Origin of the sequence: Pseudomonas sp. W2-17, assembly GCF_041060445.1 — a bacterium.
Lineage (GTDB): Bacteria > Pseudomonadota > Gammaproteobacteria > Pseudomonadales > Pseudomonadaceae > Aquipseudomonas.
This window is the reverse complement of the sequence record NZ_JAUFNS010000009.1, coordinates 18192-36093: the sequence shown is the minus strand read 5'-3', so window position 1 is coordinate 36093 and position 17902 is coordinate 18192. Positions and strand designations below refer to the sequence as shown.

At 61.2% G+C, this 17902-nt stretch carries 17 protein-coding genes; 13 read left to right on the top strand and 4 right to left on the bottom strand.

Annotation, left to right across the window (positions count from 1 at the left end; translation table 11 throughout):
• Positions 1–138 precede the first annotated feature (138 nt).
• Positions 139–501 (top strand): response regulator, encoded by a 363-nt coding sequence (locus tag QWI20_RS13065; protein WP_369305830.1) that lies wholly within the window; start codon positions 139–141, stop codon positions 499–501.
• Between the two features lie 88 nt (positions 502–589).
• On the top strand, positions 590–1795 hold the full coding sequence (locus QWI20_RS13060; protein ID WP_369306009.1) for a glycosyltransferase: 1206 nt from the start codon (positions 590–592) through the stop codon (positions 1793–1795).
• Positions 1796–1805: 10 nt separating this feature from the next.
• On the opposite strand, the gene cobF is transcribed toward QWI20_RS13060, so the two are convergent.
• The gene (gene cobF / locus QWI20_RS13055) at positions 1806–2567 is read right to left on the bottom strand and encodes a precorrin-6A synthase (deacetylating) (protein ID WP_369305829.1); all 762 of its coding nucleotides are present in this window, start codon (positions 2565–2567) and stop codon (positions 1806–1808) included.
• A gap of 270 nt (positions 2568–2837) precedes the next feature.
• Between cobF and QWI20_RS13050 the strand changes: the two genes are divergently transcribed.
• The 9 genes from QWI20_RS13050 to QWI20_RS13010 all read left to right on the top strand — a co-directional run bounded on the left by QWI20_RS13050 (position 2838) and on the right by QWI20_RS13010 (position 12459).
• Positions 2838–3743 carry an AraC family transcriptional regulator gene (locus QWI20_RS13050; RefSeq protein ID WP_369305828.1) on the top strand — a complete coding sequence of 302 codons (906 nt, stop codon included), beginning with the start codon at positions 2838–2840 and terminating at the stop codon, positions 3741–3743.
• Positions 3744–3793: 50 nt separating this feature from the next.
• A complete protein-coding gene (locus QWI20_RS13045) occupies positions 3794–3982 on the top strand; it encodes a hypothetical protein (protein ID WP_369305827.1) in 189 nt (62 codons plus the stop codon).
• Between the two features lie 3 nt (positions 3983–3985).
• Positions 3986–5308 carry a sugar ABC transporter substrate-binding protein gene (locus tag QWI20_RS13040; RefSeq protein ID WP_369305826.1) on the top strand — a complete coding sequence of 441 codons (1323 nt, stop codon included), beginning with the start codon at positions 3986–3988 and terminating at the stop codon, positions 5306–5308.
• A gap of 81 nt (positions 5309–5389) precedes the next feature.
• A complete protein-coding gene (locus QWI20_RS13035; RefSeq protein WP_133771368.1) occupies positions 5390–6322 on the top strand; it encodes a carbohydrate ABC transporter permease in 933 nt (310 codons plus the stop codon).
• Between the two features lie 10 nt (positions 6323–6332).
• Entirely contained in the window at positions 6333–7166 is an 834-nt protein-coding gene (locus tag QWI20_RS13030) for a carbohydrate ABC transporter permease (RefSeq protein WP_108121930.1), read from the top strand.
• Between the two features lie 164 nt (positions 7167–7330).
• Positions 7331–8434 (top strand): ABC transporter ATP-binding protein, encoded by a 1104-nt coding sequence (locus tag QWI20_RS13025; protein WP_074885476.1) that lies wholly within the window; start codon positions 7331–7333, stop codon positions 8432–8434.
• Positions 8435–8468: 34 nt separating this feature from the next.
• Positions 8469–9986, top strand: coding sequence for a mannitol dehydrogenase family protein (locus QWI20_RS13020; protein ID WP_369305824.1), 1518 nt, complete (start codon positions 8469–8471; stop codon positions 9984–9986).
• Between the two features lie 23 nt (positions 9987–10009).
• Positions 10010–11491, top strand: a complete 1482-nt coding sequence (xylB, locus tag QWI20_RS13015; RefSeq protein WP_369305822.1) for a xylulokinase — start codon at positions 10010–10012, stop codon at positions 11489–11491.
• A 32-nt stretch (positions 11492–11523) separates the two neighbouring features.
• Entirely contained in the window at positions 11524–12459 is a 936-nt protein-coding gene (locus tag QWI20_RS13010) for a carbohydrate kinase (RefSeq protein ID WP_369305821.1), read from the top strand.
• Between the two features lie 908 nt (positions 12460–13367).
• Here the strand turns inward: QWI20_RS13010 and QWI20_RS13005 are convergent.
• Positions 13368–13982 (bottom strand): hypothetical protein, encoded by a 615-nt coding sequence (locus QWI20_RS13005; RefSeq protein ID WP_369305820.1) that lies wholly within the window; start codon positions 13980–13982, stop codon positions 13368–13370.
• Positions 13983–14202: 220 nt separating this feature from the next.
• The gene (locus QWI20_RS13000) at positions 14203–15231 is read right to left on the bottom strand and encodes an alpha/beta fold hydrolase (protein ID WP_369305818.1); all 1029 of its coding nucleotides are present in this window, start codon (positions 15229–15231) and stop codon (positions 14203–14205) included.
• Between the two features lie 62 nt (positions 15232–15293).
• On the opposite strand from QWI20_RS13000, the gene QWI20_RS12995 reads away from it, so the two are divergent.
• Together QWI20_RS12995 and QWI20_RS12990 are read left to right on the top strand one after the other, a co-directional pair.
• Positions 15294–15593, top strand: a complete 300-nt coding sequence (locus QWI20_RS12995) for a hypothetical protein (protein ID WP_369305817.1) — start codon at positions 15294–15296, stop codon at positions 15591–15593.
• A complete protein-coding gene (locus QWI20_RS12990; RefSeq protein ID WP_369305816.1) occupies positions 15554–17293 on the top strand; it encodes a dipeptidase in 1740 nt (579 codons plus the stop codon). Before QWI20_RS12995 ends, QWI20_RS12990 begins: the two co-directional genes overlap by 40 nt.
• Positions 17294–17362: 69 nt before the next feature.
• On the opposite strand, the gene QWI20_RS12985 is transcribed toward QWI20_RS12990, so the two are convergent.
• Complete coding sequence (locus tag QWI20_RS12985; protein ID WP_369305815.1) at positions 17363–17668, bottom strand: DUF1883 domain-containing protein; 306 nt, start codon at positions 17666–17668, stop codon at positions 17363–17365.
• Between the last annotated feature and the right edge of the window lie 234 nt (positions 17669–17902).

Genomic DNA, 17902 nt, shown 5'->3' with positions numbered 1-17902 from the left:
TGAGTGCATTCCAAAAGCCACTACACTCAATTGAATCGTGTTGTTGCGGCGCGGAACTTGTCACAATTGCGCCCGCAGCGAAATGCTGTACACCCCCTTGCCGTGCGATGCGCTCCCTGCCCAATTAAGGAACTTTTCATGTCCGATTCACCCCGCACGATTCTGGTGGTCGAAGATGACGACATCGTCAGGATGTTGATTGTCGACGTCCTCGAGGAGCTTGAGTACTCAGTGCTGGAAGCAGCCGACGCCGCCGAGGCCCTTGCGGTTCTGAACAACGCGGGTCAGACCATCGACTTGATGATGACTGACCTGGGCCTGCCCGACATGAACGGGAAAGATCTCGCACTGAAGGCACGTGAGATTCGCCCGGACATTCCGGTGCTGTTCGCCAGTGGCTACGCGGATTCCGTTGATGTGCCAGAGGGCATGCACAATATCGGCAAGCCGTTTTCCATCGACCAGCTGCGTGACAAGGTAAAGGGCATTCTTGGCGACTGAGCATCTGACGCAGCGACCCTCGATCCATGTGCTGATTATCGGCTACGTCTGGCCAGAGCCGCGATCGTCAGCGGCCAGCGGCCATGTCATGCAGCTGATCGACTGTTTCCTCGAACAGGGCTGGCGGATCACTTTCGCCAGCGCCGCCACCGAAGGCGAGCACAAGGCCGATCTCGCCGCATTGGGCATCACTGAAGTCGCCATCGCCCTCAATCACGGCAGCTTCGACGCCTTCATCAGTGAGCTGCAGCCCGACGTGGTGTTGTTCGACCAGTTCCTGATGGAAGAGCAGTTCGGCTGGCGGGTGGAAAAACATTGCCCTGGCGCGATCCGTCTGCTTGAAAGTTCCGACCTGCAGAGCCTGCGCCATGCCCGTCATCAGGCGGTCAAGGAATGGCTCGACGGCAAGCCCGATGCTGACCTGACTGATTATTTTCAGTCGTCACGGGATCAGCTGTTCACCCGGATGGCAACCACTGACTTGGCCCAGCGCGAGATCGCCGCAATCCACCGCAGTGACCTGAGCCTGATGGTGTCGGATGTCGAAATCGGCCTGCTGACCGAGCTGTTTTCAGTGCCCGCCGCCCAATTGCATTGGGTACCGCTGCTTGTACGGGAGGTGCCCGATGGCGCTCGCTCCTTTGAAGAGCGGGCCCATTTCATCACCATCGGCAACTTCCGCCACGCGCCGAACTGGGATGCGGTGCTGTGGCTGAAAAATACGGTCTGGCCGCTGATCCGCGCGCGGCTGCCCGCAGCTCAAGTTCATGTGTACGGCGCGTATACGCCGCCCAAGGCCGCAGCGCTGCATAACGCCGCCCAGGGGTTTCACATCATGAACTGGGCCGAAGATGCGCTGGAGGTGATGGGCGCGGCGCGGATGTCCCTTGCGCCGTTGCGATTCGGCGCAGGGATCAAGGGCAAGATCATCGACGCCATGGTCTGCGGCACGCCGACCGTCACGACGCCCATCGGTGCCGAAGCCATGCACGGCGAGCTGGCGTTTCCCGGGGCCGTGGCCTGTGATGCGCAGGGGCTGGCCGACGCGGCGGTCAGCCTCTACACCGACCAGGCGCGCTGGGAACAGGCGCAACGGGACGGCTGGCAATTGCTGCCGGCGCGCTTTGGCCATGATCGCCATTGCGCCGCGCTCATCGAACGCATCCTCGCGTTGCGTGACAAGCTCCAGGCCCATCGCACAGCCAACTTCACCGGCGCCATGCTTCGCCACCATCAGCACAAGAGCACGCAATACATGTCGCAGTGGATCGAAGCCAAAAACAAAAACGCCTGAGTCATTGTGTCTAGCGGACGGCGCGGCGCAGCAGGTAGGTGTCCATGATCCAGCCCTTCTGCGCTCGCGCTGTTTCACGCGCCTGCCGTATCTGCGCGCTGACGTCGTGCAGCGGGCCTGAAATGAGCATTTCGTCAGGGGTGCCCAGATAAACACCCCAATAGATGTGCAGATCTTCATCGATAAACCGCTCGAAGGTGCAATGGGCGTCGAGCATCACCACGCTGTTACGAATGTGCGCGCCCTGCTCCGCTGCAAGCTCCCGGCCGGTGGTGATGTGGATCGGCTCGCCAATGCGGTTCAGGCCGATGCGGTGCCCGGCGGCCAGCGCCTGCACGCTGGTGATGCCGGGAATGACTTCATAGTCAAATGACTCGCGGCCGCGGGCGAGCACCTGATCGAGAATCCTCATCGTGCTGTCGTACAGCGCCGGGTCGCCCCACACCAGAAACGCCCCGGTCTGGCCGGCCTTTACTTCATCTGCAATCAACTGCTCGAACAGCACGGCGCGCTGCTCGTGCCAATGCTCGATGCCGCTGCGGTAAGACGCCGAGTCGTCCCTGCGCTTTGGATCGCTCACCTGCACCAGACGATAGTCATGCCCCTCGATGTAGCGCTCGCAAATGTCCCGGCGCAACGCCAGCAAGTCGTCATTGGCGTAGCCTTTGTCGAGGATGAAAAACACCTGGGTGCGGTTCAGCGCCTTGATCGCCTGAACAGTGATGTGCTCGGGATTGCCCGCGCCAATGCCGATCACGAGGATTTTTTTCATGGGGTGGCGGTTCTCCGAAGGCATTCGCGGAAGGTGCATCAGCCTATCGGGTTGTTGATGGGTGTGGTTAGTTCACTGCGCAGATGAGCGTCACTCCGCTGAATTGACGGTGCTCAGACGGGCCTCTGCCCGGCTGAAGCCGGTCCTACTGAAACGCCGCGGTCCCACTGAATTCGTGCGTTCAGCTGCATCTGTTTAAATCCTGTATCTGTATTCCGCCCACCAAATAGTGCACATTATTCCCACGCCACTCTCCAGACCGGCACGCGCATGACCAGAACAACAAGAGTCACCGAACCTTCCTACGAGCTGATGGACGACCACAACGGTCTGTCGATCATCTACCGCGAGCACGGGTTTCCCTGCCCGCTGGTGCGCTGGCATTTCCACAAGGAATACGAGCTGCACCTGATCGTTGCCAGTTCCGGCAAGGTCTTCGTCGGTGATTACATCGGCAATTTCTACCCTGAGACCCTGTTCCTCACCGGCCCCAATCTTCCGCACAACTGGATCAGCCAGATCGAAGAAGACGAGGTCGTGCCCAAGCGCGACATGCTGGTGAATTTCACCGAAGAGCTGCTCGAAAGCGGCAATCAGGTGTTTGCCGAACTCAAGACCCTGGCGCCGCTGCTCGAACGCGCACGGTACGGCATCGAATTCCGCTGCAAGCGCACCATCCGCCAAGCCACCAAACTGATGCAGAAAATCGCCGACACCACGGGCATGACCCGCTTGGGGCATTTCTTCATTCTGTTGGAATTGCTGGCGGCCAGTGATGATTTCCAGCTGCTGTCGGGCACTACCGCCTCGCAGCTGTCCGACGATCACGCCGTGGAGCGCACCAACAAAGCCGTGGAATACATCTTCACCCACTACGCCCGCGAGTTGCCGCTGGAAGAAGTGGCGGACTACCTGGGCATGAAGCCGACGTACTTTTCTCGGGTGTTCAAGCAGGCGACCGGACGTTGCTTCGTCGAATTCGTCAACCGCCTGCGCATCAGTAAGTCCTGCGAACTGCTCGCCGACGGCGACCGGCCGGTGACCGACGTCTGCTTCGAGTCGGGTTTCAATAACATCTCCAACTTCAATCGGCGCTTCCAGAAGCTCAAAGGCATGACCCCCTCTCACTATCGCCGCCTCGCCGTACAGCGCCTGACCGAACAAAACCTGTACTGATTCGTTACCCCTTCGCGCCCTTCAACTACGCTGGAACTGCCCCGCATCATGTGCGGGCGCAGTTCTATGAAGTGGCCGCCGGAAATCCCGGTGCAAAAAAGTATCAGTTCAAGTGCGCCGCAGGATTTGTCAACCAGCGCGTACAAGGCTGTAATCAGCTGACATTCTTCCTGGCCTCCGGAAGAAACAAAAACAATAACCAAGCTTCTGACGTCAGCCTTGGCGCAGAAGAGGAGTGATAAATGAAGACCTCTGCACATGTTCTCCTTGCCGGTACCTGTCTGACCCTCCTGTCTCTCTGCACCACCGCCACAGCCGGTGAAGTCACCATCGCCACCGTCAACAACAGCGACATGATCCGCATGCAGCGGCTGTCCAAGACCTTCGAAGAACAGCACAAGGACATCAAGCTCAAGTGGGTCGTGCTGGAAGAGAACGTGCTGCGTCAGCGCCTGACCACCGACATCGCCACCAAGGGCGGCCAGTTCGACGTGCTGACCATCGGTATGTACGAAGCCTCACTCTGGGGCGCCAAGGGCTGGCTCAAGGAAATGAACGATCTGCCTGCGTCCTACGCGCTGGACGACGTGTTTCCTTCGGTACGCGATGGCTTGTCGGTTGATGGCAAACTCTTCGCCCTGCCGTTCTACGCAGAAAGCTCGATCACCTACTACCGCAAAGACCTGTTCAAGGCAGCCGGCCTGACCATGCCGGAGCGTCCGACCTGGACGCAGATCTCCGAATTCGCCGACAAACTCACCGACAAGTCCAAGGAACAGTACGGCATCTGCCTGCGCGGCAAGGCCGGCTGGGGCGAGAACATGGCGCTGATCACCACCATCGCCAACTCCTTTGGCGCGCGCTGGTTCGACGAACAATGGAAGCCGCAATTCGACCAGCCTGAATGGAAGAACGCGCTGACCTTCTACACCAACGTGATGAAGAAGGACGGCCCGCCGGGCGCCTCCAGCAACGGTTTCAACGAAAACCTCGCGCTGTTCAACAGCGGCAAATGCGCGATCTGGGTGGATGCCAGCGTTGCCGGCTCGTTCGTGACAGACAAATCTCAGAGCAAAGTGGCTGACAGCGTTGGCTTTACCTACGCGCCGCACGAAGTGACCGACAAGGGCTCGGCGTGGCTGTACTCGTGGGCACTGGCGATCCCGACCAGCGCGAAGAACGACAAGGACGCGCGCGCCTTCACCGAATGGGCCACGTCCAAAGAGTATGCCGCGCTGGTCGCCGAGAAAGACGGCGTGTCCAACGTGCCGCCAGGCACCCGCGCATCGACCTACACCGATGCCTACAAACAAGCTGCGCCGTTCGCCAATATCACCCTGGAATCCCTCAAGGCCGTCACGCCGAAAGCGCCGACCCTCAAGCCGGTGCCGTACGTGGGCATCCAGTTGGTGACCATCCCCGAGTTCCAGCAGATCGGGACGAATGTCGGTCAGCAGTTCTCCGCCGCACTGGTAGGTTCTACCACGGTGGACGCTGCGCTGGCTCAGGCGCAAAGCGCCACCGAACGTGACATGAAGCGCGCGGGTTACCCGAAGAAGGGCTGACACCCGCTGCTTGAAGGCGGCAGGCGCTGAATGCCTGCCGCCGACGTTCACGCTCTCGCTTTTGCCCGGTTCGGAGTCAACATGAACACCTCAACCCTCACCCCGCGCACCGCTGCGGCCGACGACAAGTCGTCCGCCAAAGGCAGCGTCACCAAGCCCGGCTGGTTTCTGGTCAGCCCCTCGGTGCTGTTGCTGCTGGTCTGGATGATCGTGCCGCTGGGCATGACCATCTACTTTTCGCTGATCCGCTACAACCTGCTCAATCCCGGCGAAAACGAATTCGTCGGGCTGGAGAACTTCGAATTCTTCGTCACCGACGCAGGCTTTTTGCCCGGTGCCATGAACACGCTCTTGCTGGTCGGCAGCGTGCTGGCCATCAGCGTAATCCTCGGCGTATTGATCTCGGCGCTGTTGGAGGCCAGTGAGTTCTTCGGCCGCGGCATCGTCCGCGTGCTGCTGATCTCGCCGTTCTTCATCATGCCTACGGTCAGCGCGCTGATCTGGAAGAACCTGATTTTCCACCCGGTGTCGGGCATCCTCGCCTGGGTCTGGAAGCTCTTCGGCGCCCAGCCGGTGGACTGGCTGGCGAATTACCCGATGCTGTCGATCATCATCATCGTGTCGTGGCAGTGGCTGCCCTTCGCGATCCTGATTCTGATGACCGCCATGCAGTCCCTGGATCAGGAACAGAAAGAAGCGGCGCGTCTGGATGGTGCCGGCCCGATCGCGATCTTCTGGCACCTGACCCTGCCGCACCTGGCGCGCCCGATCGCCGTGGTGGTGATGATCGAAACGATCTTCCTGCTCTCGGTGTTCGCCGAAATCTTCACCACCACCAACGGCGGCCCGGGCTTCGCTTCCACCAATCTGGCGTACCTGATCTACAACCAGGCACTGCTGCAATTCGACGTGGGCATGGCATCGGCAGGCGGCTTGATTGCCGTTGTGATCGCCAACATTGCCGCGATCATCCTGGTACGGATGATCGGCAAAAACCTCACCGACAAGTCTTGAGGGCAAGGCCATGATGACGCTCAAACAATCCCGTCGCCTGCAAAGTGCCCTGCTCGGCACCTTGTCGTGGCTGATCGCGGCGCTGATTTTCTTCCCGATCTTCTGGATGGTCCTGACCAGCTTCAAGACCGAGATCGACGCGTTCGCGACGCCGCCGCAGTTCTTCTTCACGCCGACCCTGGAAAACTACTTGCACATCCAGGAGCGCAGTGACTACTTCCACTTCGCCTGGAACTCGATTCTGATCTCTTTCAGCGCGACCATCCTGTGCCTGCTGATCGCGGTGCCGGCGGCCTACTCCATGGCGTTTTTCGAAACCAAGCGAACCAAAGGCACGCTGCTGTGGATGCTCTCCACCAAGATGCTGCCGCCGGTGGGCGTGCTGATGCCGATCTACCTGCTGGCCAAGACCTTTGGCCTGCTGGATTCGCGCATTGCGCTGATCGTGATCTACACGCTGATCAACCTGCCGATTGTGGTGTGGATGATTTACACCTACTTCAAGGACATTCCCGGTGAGATTCTCGAAGCCTCGCGGCTGGACGGCGCCACCACGCGCCAGGAAATCTTTCGCGTGCTGATTCCGATCTGCAAGGGCGGGCTGGCCTCGACGGCGCTGCTGTCGCTGATCCTGTGCTGGAACGAGGCGTTCTGGTCGCTGAACCTGACCTCCTCGAATGCCGCGCCGTTGACTGCGTTGATCGCCTCGTACTCCAGCCCCGAAGGCTTGTTCTGGGCCAAGTTGTCGGCGGTGTCGACCCTGGCCTGCGCGCCGATCCTGATCTTCGGCTGGATCAGCCAGAAACAACTGGTCCGCGGGCTGTCGTTTGGCGCCGTGAAATAACCGAAACAGGAGGGTTCCCACGCTCTGCGTGGTAACCAGCGACCGGACGCTCCGCGTCCAAAGCGCCGACGCAGAGCGTCAAGGGCGGCGTTACCACGCAGAGCGTGGGAACGATGCCGCCGTTGATGATTTCGACATTTTGAAGAATAAAACTGGAGCCCATCATGGCTAACCTGACAATCAGAAATCTGCAAAAAGGCTTCGACGGCCACCAGATCATCAAAGGCATCGACCTGGACGTGAAGGACCGTGAGTTCGTGGTCTTCGTCGGTCCCTCGGGCTGTGGCAAATCCACCCTGCTGCGCCTGATCGCCGGCCTGGAAGACGTCACCAGCGGCAGCATCGAACTTGATGGCCGCGAGATCACTCAAGTGACACCGGCCAAGCGCGACCTGGCGATGGTGTTCCAGACCTACGCGCTGTACCCGCACATGACCGTTGGCAAAAACCTGTCGTTCGCGCTGGACCTGGCCGGCACGCCAAAGGCCGAGGTCAAGAAAAAGGTCGATGAAGCCGCGCGTATCCTCGAGCTCGGCCCGTTGCTGGAGCGCAAGCCCAAGCAGCTGTCGGGCGGTCAGCGCCAGCGCGTCGCGATCGGTCGCGCCATCGTGCGCAACCCGAAAATTTTCCTGTTCGATGAACCCCTGTCCAACCTCGACGCCGCCCTGCGGGTGCAGACCCGGCTGGAGCTGTCGCGCCTGCACAAAGAGCTGCAGGCAACGATGATCTACGTCACCCACGACCAGGTCGAAGCCATGACCCTGGCCGACAAAGTGGTCGTGCTCAACGGCGGTCGCGTTGAACAGGTGGGCTCGCCGCTGGAGCTGTACCACCACCCGGCCAACCTGTTCGTCGCGGGCTTTCTCGGCACGCCGAAAATGGGCTTCCTCAAGGGCATCATCAGCGGCGTCGAGGCCTCGGCCTGCGAAGTCACGCTAGACGCCGGGACGAAAGTCCTGCTGCCCTTCACCAACGCGCAACAGAGCGTGGGCGACTCAGTGACCTTGGGCATTCGTCCCGAGCACCTGGAGCTGGCCAACGAGGGCGATTGCCAGTTGACCGTGATCGCCGACGTCAGCGAACGCCTGGGCAGCGACACTTACTGCCACGTGCGCACCACTTCCGGCGAGCCGCTGACCATGCGTATTCGTGGGGACCTGGCCAGCCAGTACGGCGAGACCCTGAAACTGCACTTGAACAGCGCGCACTGCCACCTGTTCGACGCCCAGGGCCAGGTCATCCGCCGCGCGTTGCAGGCCGCTGCCTGAGTCATCGCCCATCACAGAATTCGGGAACACCGTCATGAAACTGAACAAGCAGAACCTCTCCAACCTGGGCGCCGGCATTGCCATCCCCGCCTACTCCCTCGATGATCGTCGCCAAGGCATTGCTCACATCGGCGTCGGCGGTTTCCACCGCGCCCACCAGGCGTTTTACACCGACGCGCTGATGTCACTCGGCGCCAATGAAGGCAGCGGCGAAGGCCTGGACTGGGCCATCTGCGGGGTCAGCCTGCGCGAGGAAGACCGCAGCAACTTTGAAGCGCTGAAAGGCCAGGACTTCCTCTACACGCTGTTCGAACTGGGCGACACCCCGGACACCGAAACCCGCGTGATCGGGGCCATGAGCCAGATGCTCATGTCCAGCGACAGTGACCTGGCGCTGATCGACAAACTGGCCAGCGCCGACATTCGCATTGTCTCGCTGACCATCACCGAAGGCGGCTATTGCATCGATGACAGCACCGGCGAATTCATGAGCCACCTGCCGCAGATCCAGTACGACCTCGAACACCCTGCCACACCGAAAACCGTCTTTGGTTATCTGTGCGCCGCCCTGACCCGCCGCCGCGCGGAAGGCACGCCGGCGTTCACCCTGATGTCCTGCGATAACCTGCCGCACAACGGCGCCGTGACCCGCAAGGCCCTGCTCGCCTTCGCCCAACTGCGCGACCCGGAGCTGCACGACTGGATCGCTGAAAACGTCAGCTTCCCCAACGCCATGGTTGACCGCATCACGCCGATGACCAGCACCGCCCACCGCCTGCAACTGCACGACCAGAAAGGCATCGACGACGCCTGGCCGGTGGTCTGCGAGCCGTTCGTGCAATGGGTGCTGGAAGACAAGTTCGTCAACGGCCGTCCGGCCTGGGAAAAGGTCGGCGTGCAGTTCACCGACGACGTGACCCCGTACGAAGAAATGAAGATCAAGCTGCTCAACGGCAGCCACTTGGCCCTGACCTATCTCGGCGCGCTGAAGGGCTATCGCTTCGTCCACGAAACCATGAACGACCCGCTGTTCGTCGACTACATCCGAACTTACATGGACCTGGACGTCACGCCGCAGCTGGCGCCGGTGCCGGGCATCGACCTGACCGAGTACAAACAGACCCTGATCGATCGTTTCTCCAACCAAGCCATCGCCGATCAGCTGGAGCGGGTGTGCTCCGACGGCTCGTCGAAATTTCCGAAATTCACCGTGCCGACGATTAATCGTCTGATCGTCGACGGCGGCAACATGGACCGCGCCTCGCTGGTGGTCGCGGCCTGGGCGCTGTACCTGCAGGGCAACCGCACGGGCGGCTTCACCGGGGAGAACGGCGTGCCGTACACCGTGGTCGACCCGCGCGCCGACTTCTGCAAGGCGCTGGTCGCCGATGACGTGCTGGTCACCCAGCGGCTGCTTGAAGTGGAAGAAATCTTCGGCGCGGCGATTCCCCAGTCCGCCGAGTTCGTGGCATCGTTCGAGCACAACCTGAACAGCCTGAAGCAATGGGGCGTCAGCAAAACCCTGGAAAACCTGTTGGCGAAAGCCGTCTGAGCTTCATAGCTAAAGAGGTGGGCATGTTTCTCGGCATCGATTGCGGCACCCAAGGCACCAAGGCGATTGTTCTGGATGCGGTCAGCGGCAAGGTTCTGGGCGAAGGCTCGGGCGCCCACCACATGATCAGCGGCGCCAACGGTCGCCGCGAACAGGATGTGCAGGAATGGCTCGATGCGTTCGAGCAGGCGACGGCGGCGGCCTTGCAGCAGGCTGGGGTGTCCGGCGCGGACATCCAGGCCATCGGTGTGTCCGGCCAGCAACATGGCCTGGTCATGCTCGATGACTCAGGCCAGGTGCTGCGCCCGGCCAAGCTGTGGTGCGACACCGAATCCACCCCGGAAAATGATCGGCTGCTGGCGTATCTGGGCGGTGAAGCCGGTTCGCTGGAGCGCCTAGGTATCGCCATCGCGCCGGGCTACACGGTCTCCAAACTGCTGTGGAGCAAAGAGCAGTTTCCCGACCTGTTTGCCCACATCGACAAAATTCTGCTGCCCCACGACTACCTCAATTACTGGCTGACTGGCCGCAGCTGCAGCGAGTTCGGCGACGCGTCGGGCACCGGTTATTTCAACGTGCGCACCCGCGCGTGGGACCTCGACATTCTTCAGCATATCGACCCCAGCGGCCGGCTGGTCAAGGCGCTCCCGGAACTGATCGAGGCGCACCAGCCGGTGGGCGCGATTCTTCCTGCCATCGCTCAGCGGCTGGGCCTCAATCCGAAGGCCATCGTCTCCAGCGGCGGTGGCGACAACATGATGGGCGCCATCGGCACCGGCAATATCGCACCGGGCTCGATCACCATGAGCCTGGGCTCGTCGGGCACGGTCTACGCCTTTGCTGAAGCAGGCAACGTCAGCGCGCAGCCGTCGGTGGCAACCTTCTGCTCCTCGTCGGGCGGCTGGCTGCCGTTGATCTGCACCATGAACCTGACCAACGCCACCAGTGCCATCCGCGAGCTGTTCGCGCTGGACATCGGCGCTTTCAACGCGGCGGTCGCGTCCTCACCGATTGGCGCCCAGGGCGTGCTCGTGCTGCCGTTCCTCAACGGCGAACGCGTGCCCGCCCTGCCCCACGCCACCGGCAGCATTCTGGGGCTGGACAGCACCAACCTGACCCAGGCCAACCTGTGCCGCGCGGTGGTCGAGGGCACTACCTTCGGCCTGCGTTACGGTCTGGACCTGTTGCGCGACAGCGGCATCAAGAGCGATAACATCCGCCTGATCGGCGGCGGCGCCAAAAGCGCGGTCTGGCGGCAGATCGTCGCCGACATCATGGATACGCCGGTCATCTGCACCACCGGCACCGAAGCGGCGGCCTTGGGCGCGGCGATTCAGGCGGCGTGGTGTCATTCCCACGTCGGCGGTGACGGTGAGTCGCTGCAGGCGCTGACCGAGCGTTGCGTCAGCCTCGATCCGGCCAGCGAAACCCGGCCGGTTGCCGAACACGTTACGGCGTATCAGTCGGTTTATCAGCACTATCGCACTCAATTGCAGGGCCTCTGACGGACAGCCCCGTCGGCCTTTATGGAGCAACTATGTATCTGGTCTGTGGCGAAGCACTGTTCGACTTTTTCTGTCAGCCGGACAGCGGACAAAGCAACAAAGTGGGTTACCAGGCCATCGCCGGCGGTTCGCCGTTCAACGTCGCCGTCGGGCTGCGCCGGCTGGGCATCGATGCGGGGTTCTTCGCCGGCATCTCCAGCGATTACCTGGGCAAGCGATTGTTGAAGGTGCTGGCGGAAGAAGGCGTGCGCGATGACTTTCTCGTGCACATCGACGCGCCGACTACGCTGTCGATGGTCGCCGTGGGTGCCGACGGCTCGCCGCAGTACAGTTTTCGCGGCGAAGGCTGCGCCGACCGGATGCTGAGCGTTGAGCATCTGCCGACGCTGGACGACAGCGTGCGTGGCTTGCACGTGGGTTCGTTCTCGCTGGTGGTGCAGCCGGTCGCCGATGCCCTCCTGACGCTGGTTCGGCGGGAAAGCGGCAAGCGGCTGATTACCTTCGACCCCAATGTGCGTTTGAACCCGGCGCCGAGCATTGAGTTGTGGCGCAGTCAGGTGGCGAAGTTTGCCGAGCACGCGCACATCATCAAAGTCAGTGATGAGGATCTGGAGCTGTTGTATCCGCAGAAGGACGCGGCGTCGGTGGCCGAGGGCTGGCTGAAGGACAATTGCCAGTGGGTGATCATGACTCGCGGTCGTCAGGGCGCGACGATATTTACGCGGGCACTGGGCACGTGGTCGGTGGCGGCGCGCAAGGTGGAAACGGTTGATACGGTGGGTGCCGGTGATACGTTTCAGGCGGCGCTCATTGCGTTTCTGACGGAGCGGGGTCTGGATGCGCCCTCTGCTCTGGCGGGCGTAGATCGGGAGACGCTGACGAAGATGCTGGAGTTTGCGGTGGCAGCGGCGGCGGTGACCTGTACGCGGGAGGGGCCGGATTTGCCCTATCGGGCGGAGGTGGTCTAGGCGACCGGTCCTTTTCAGATCAAGATCAAGATCAAGATCACAGGCGTCTGCCTGGGGGCAGACTGTTTCGCCTTCGGCGAGTTACTTGGAAAAGCACCCCAAGTAACCAAGGGTGCTTGCTCCTGGTTGGGTTCCTCCTTCGTCGGAATACCCTCACTCCGACGACGCTCCGTGGGCCCGCGCCGAACGGACATCCATGTCCTGACGGCGCTCTCGCCGCATCCATGCGGCTCGGCCCACTGCGCGCCGTCTGCGTTCAGCCTGCACCCAAGTCGCGATTGGCGGTGTTTGAGCCATTTGCGTATGAAGATCAAAAGCGCTTTAAAGCAGATCAACGGATTCCCGGCTGAAGCCGGTCCCACAGTCGGAGCCAGTCCCGCTGATTGCACGCGCTGCTGTTAGTGGGACCGGCTTTAGCCGGGAAGAGGCCAGCTCAGGCACCGACATTTTTGCTGATCACACCCCCCTCCCCGTGGGAGCGAGCTTGCTCGCGAATGCTTTATCCAACACGCCAGATATCCGATGGATGTACCGGCCCCTTCGTGAGCAAGCTCACTCCCACAAGTCCTTGGCGCTTGACCCGCCCTCGATCTGCTTCTGATCTGCTTTTGATCTTGATCTTGATCTTCAGACACATAACCCTCAGACGACACCTATCGCGACTTGGGTGCAGGCTGAACGGAGGTTTCGCGCAGTGGGTCGAGCCGCATGGATGCGGCGAGAGCGCCGTCAGGACATGGATGTCCGTTCGGCGCGGGCCCACGGAGCGGGACAGGAGTGAAGGAACCCGACGAAGTCGGGCCCAACCGAGAGCAGGCACTTTTGGTTACTTTTAGTGCTTTTAAAAGTAACTCGCCGAAGGCGAAATGTCTGCCGTTAGGCAGACGCCCTTGATCTGAAGAAAACAATCAGGCCATTTCCGCCTTTGCCATGGCGATCCTGGTCTTCACCTCCTGCTCAGCGACCTGCTGATCCGTCTTCTGCTTCTGCAGTTCGGTCACCTGCTTGTCCACCGCCGCCTGCTCCTGCGGCGTCATGGCGTCGTATTCCGCCTTGGTGACACCCGTCAACCGCTGCCGCACCTTCTCCGCATCGGTCTGGTTCATGTAGGACAGAAACTGATCCTTCACCGAACCCGCGCCGTCAGAACCCGCCGTGCCATCGCTGGCCGCCAGTTCATCGGAGACGGTCTTGCTGACGCTGTCAGACGACGCGACCTGCTTGTCAGCGCTGGACACAAACGCCGCAGCCGCTGCCGCCTTGTCATCATCCGTCACCGACGGCGCCGTGTTGGCCGCCGCTGCTTTCAGGTTCACCATCATTTTGGCAAACGACTCGTCGTAGCCCTGCTTGCCGTCATTGCTGCTTTGCGCCGCGCCTTCACCATTGCTCGCAATCGCTGCCACGGGTGTGGCAGCGCCGGCCATGGCGCTGTTGTAGGCATCCGTGTCCGTCGTGGCGTAATGGGTGTGGCTTACGGCCTTCGACACGAACTGCTGGATGGCACTGTTGCCGATTAACATCTTTCACCTCCTGTTCAGGTTGTCCGATGTACCCCGACAACAGCAAAACCGATGCCATACCGCCCGCCCCCGCCTGAAAGGCCCGCCAGCACGGGCCTGCACACCACCCCTCAAGCCGGTACTGGCCGCAATAATCGACAATGCTTGCCGTCTGCGGCAGGTTCTCGCCGCCGGCTTGCCGTACTGGCCAGTGCGCCGCTGACAACCGGAGGCCGCCGTCCTATTTGAGGAACCCCTTCACCGCCTCATTCACCTTGTCTGCCTCACACGCCGGCGCCATGTGCCCGCAATCGCTGTTGAGCACCAGCAATTGCGCGCGCTTTTGAGCGGCCAGCGCCTTGGAAGGCGCCGGGTCTACCATGCGGTCCTGTTCTGACGTGATGACTAACAGCTGCGCCTTGATCTTCCCGGCCAGTGCGGCCATGTCGCCCTGACGCAACAGATCAAAGGACGTCATGGCCTGTAATTGCCGGTACCAATCGACCGTACTGAACGGCTGGCCACCTGTTGAAGCAGGAACATTGCCGCCAGGCGCAGGCCTGTTCCCCGCCGGGTTGGCTGCAGCACGCTCCGGCGTCCATAGATAACCGTTGTGTACCGCCGTGAGCTGCTTGAACACCGTGCCCGGCGCATAGTTGCCGTTGTTCCAGCCGGGCGCGTGTTCGATGGCAGCAAGTTCTGCATTCCAGGCCTGCAGATCGCGCTCGGTCGGGTGTGGCGTGCCGACAATGGTCACCACCTTGCTCGCGAAGTCCGGGTACATCACCGCCCACTGCAAGGCCTGCATGCCGCCCATGGAAATGCCGACGATAGCGTGGGCGTGATCGATGCCCAGGTACATGGCGAGTAACCGATGCTGCGCCTTGACCATGTCGCGAATGCCGAACTGCGGAAATTTCAGGCCCGGCGCGCTGGGGCTGTTGGACGGAGAGCAGGACACGCCGTTGCCGAGGGCGTCCATCGCCACCACGTACCAGCGATCAGTGTCGACCAACTTGCCGGGGCCGATCATGTCAGCCTGATCGGACGTCCGCCCGGCAAGCCAGGTGGTCACCAACACGACGTTATTGCGATCTTCTGCCAGGGTGCCGTAGGTGCGATAACCCAACGCGCATCGCGTGAGCTTGCCCCCGGTCATGTTCAACGAGCCGATGTTCACGCGCTGCTGCTCTGCCGCCTGGCAGATGCCCACACTCATCATGACCAGCAATGCACACAGTGCCCGGTCAGCGTATTGACGCAGTTTCATGGAGTCCCTTAGTGATAAAGCCCGGCGTGATACGCCTGAGAGGTTTGTGCCTACGGAAAACCATGTACATCAACACCATGCCGTCGCGCTGCGCCATCAGCGTAGACGGTTATGTCGCAGGAGCCAGGCGGGTTCATGACTATTTTTTCAGGCCATTCAATAGCCTGAGTCATTTATGGTTCCGCGCCGCTTTCACCCCTCAAGGCGACAGATATCAGAATGAGGACTCCCCCTGCTCCATCGGCGATGGTAGCGTGCTGTGGTTTCTGATCGAACGATCAGACATTTCTCTCAACATGCCTGCCAAGGAATGTCACACCCAATGGACTTTTCGCTCAAGCACCTCGCCGCCGCCACAATGATGTTCGCCGGTGTCTCCGCCTTCGCACCTGCTGCCTTCGCCAACCTCACCGCGCAACAGAGCAGCACGATTGTCGGCAGTTTCAAAGAAAACGCCGTCACTGATTTCCGCCAGTTCCTCAAGACCGTCAGCACCACCGACGTGGTCGAGGCTGCGGGCATCGAGCCGGCGATCAACGCCTTCCTCGCCAATAAAAAGCTTTCCGCCGATGAGCAGAACGATATCCATCGCCTGCTGGGGGTTTATGCACGGGTGAAATACGGCGCCGCCGCCACCGAAACCCTGCGTGAGCTGGTCGCCATTCCCACGTTCCAGACCGAAGGCGTCGCACAGCACGACAACCCGGCGTTCGTGAAGATTGCCGAGAAAATCAAAACCCTCGCCCAGTCGTTCAACCTGACCTTCCGCAACATCGACAACCGCGTGTATGAAGTCTCCCTTGAGGGCTCAAGCCCTGAGGTAGTGGGGATTCATGCCCACGCCGACGTCGTCCCGGTCACCCCGGATAACTGGGTGCTGGCCGATGGCACTCGCCTCGATCCGTTCAAAGTGACCCTGATCGGCGACCGCATGTACGGGCGCGGCACCGAGGATGACAAGAACGGCATCGTCGTCGCGCTGTACGCCATGAAAGTGATCAAGGAAGAGAAGCTGCCGCTGGCGCGCAATTTCAAGCTGCTGATCGACACCACCGAAGAAACCTCCGGCGACGCCATTCCCTATTACTTCGAGCGCAACCCGACGCCGGCCTACAACCTGGCCCTCGATGGCAGCTACCCGGTGGTCATCGCGGAAAAAGGCTACGGCACAGTCATGGCCAGCTTTCCCCGTCGCACCGCCGAAGGCACGGGGGCGGAAATCACCTCGATGACCGGCGGCATGGCGACCAACCAGATCCCGTCGAAATCAGTCGTTACCCTGGTGAGCGATCGCCCGGCTGAACTCGCGGCCGAATTGCAGAAAGCCGGCGTCGATTACGCCCAGCGCAACGGTGGCAACTTCAAGGTCGACACAGAAGTCGCCGGCAAGGACGTCAAGCTGACCGTCACCGGCGTCTCGGCCCACTCCTCCGAGCCAGAATCGGGGGTCAACCCGGTGGCGCGGATGCTCGACTTCATCAACGGCCTGGACGGTAAAGTCGCGCTCAAGCACAACGCGATCACTGACGCCGCGCGCTACGCCGCTGAAAACTGGGGCCTCGATTACCTGGGCAGCAAACTGGGCGTCGGCTTCAGCGATGAGTTCATGGGGCCGCTGACGGCCTCGCTGACCTACGTGGCGATGGACGACAAGGCCTTCAAGCTGGCGGTCAACCTGCGCGTGCCACGGGGTAAATCACCGGAAGCGCTGAAGGCGGACATCGCCCGGAAGCTGACAGCGTGGACCCAGCAGAGCCATATCACGCCGGGCTTCAATTACTCGATCGCCGAACCGATGTACCGCAATCCCGAAGGCGAGTGGGTCAAGGCGCTGTTGGCCGTGGCCACCGAGAACCTGGGCATGGAGCACAAGTTCGGCACTTCCGCCGGCGCCACGTCCGTGCATGAGCTGCCCAACGGCGTGCAGTTCGGCCTGGCCAAACCCGACGTCAAATACACCGGTCACACCGACGCCGAGTTCAAGACCACCGAGCAGTTCCTGCTGGACTTGCAGATCGTCACCGAGATGATGGGCCGCATCGGTCAGTTGCCGAAACTCTGACCGCCCTGCCCTGGGCCCGCTGCAATGGCGGGCCTGATTCGGGCCGCTGAATGCGCAGTCATCAGCCCCTCAGTTTTGGAGCTTTGAACCGGTCCTGCGCACGATCCTGATCGAGTGTTTGAGGTTGGGCTTGCGCGTCACACTGATCGCCCGTTGGGTGACCGTGTCGAGGGTAATGTTCCAGAAGCCGGTGCTGGGCACGACGATCTTCGCCGGAAAGCGGTCGAAGGCGCCGCCGTGATAGGTGTGGCGACCGCCGTTCTTGAAGCTGCGGAAGTTGGCGTCACTCATGAGGCGGATATTGCAGGCGTTCGAGGACTCGATCACCACAATGTCGCCTTCATTCAGGTGTTCGCGTTGGTGGATGAATTTCACGGGGATCCCACGGCAGTGATGAAACGGCCGCGAGAATATCATGCAGGCCTGGCCCCACAAGGCGGGGTCGCCTAAATGACAGCACAAAAAAAAACCTGATGATCGCTCATGAGGTTTTGCTTTTAGTGGGACCGGCTTTAGCCGGGAAGAGTCCAGTCTGTACGCCATCATTTTTGCGATGTGGCTGCTGACGCCTTCCCGGCTGAAGCCGGTCCCACAAGTCGGCGTACACCC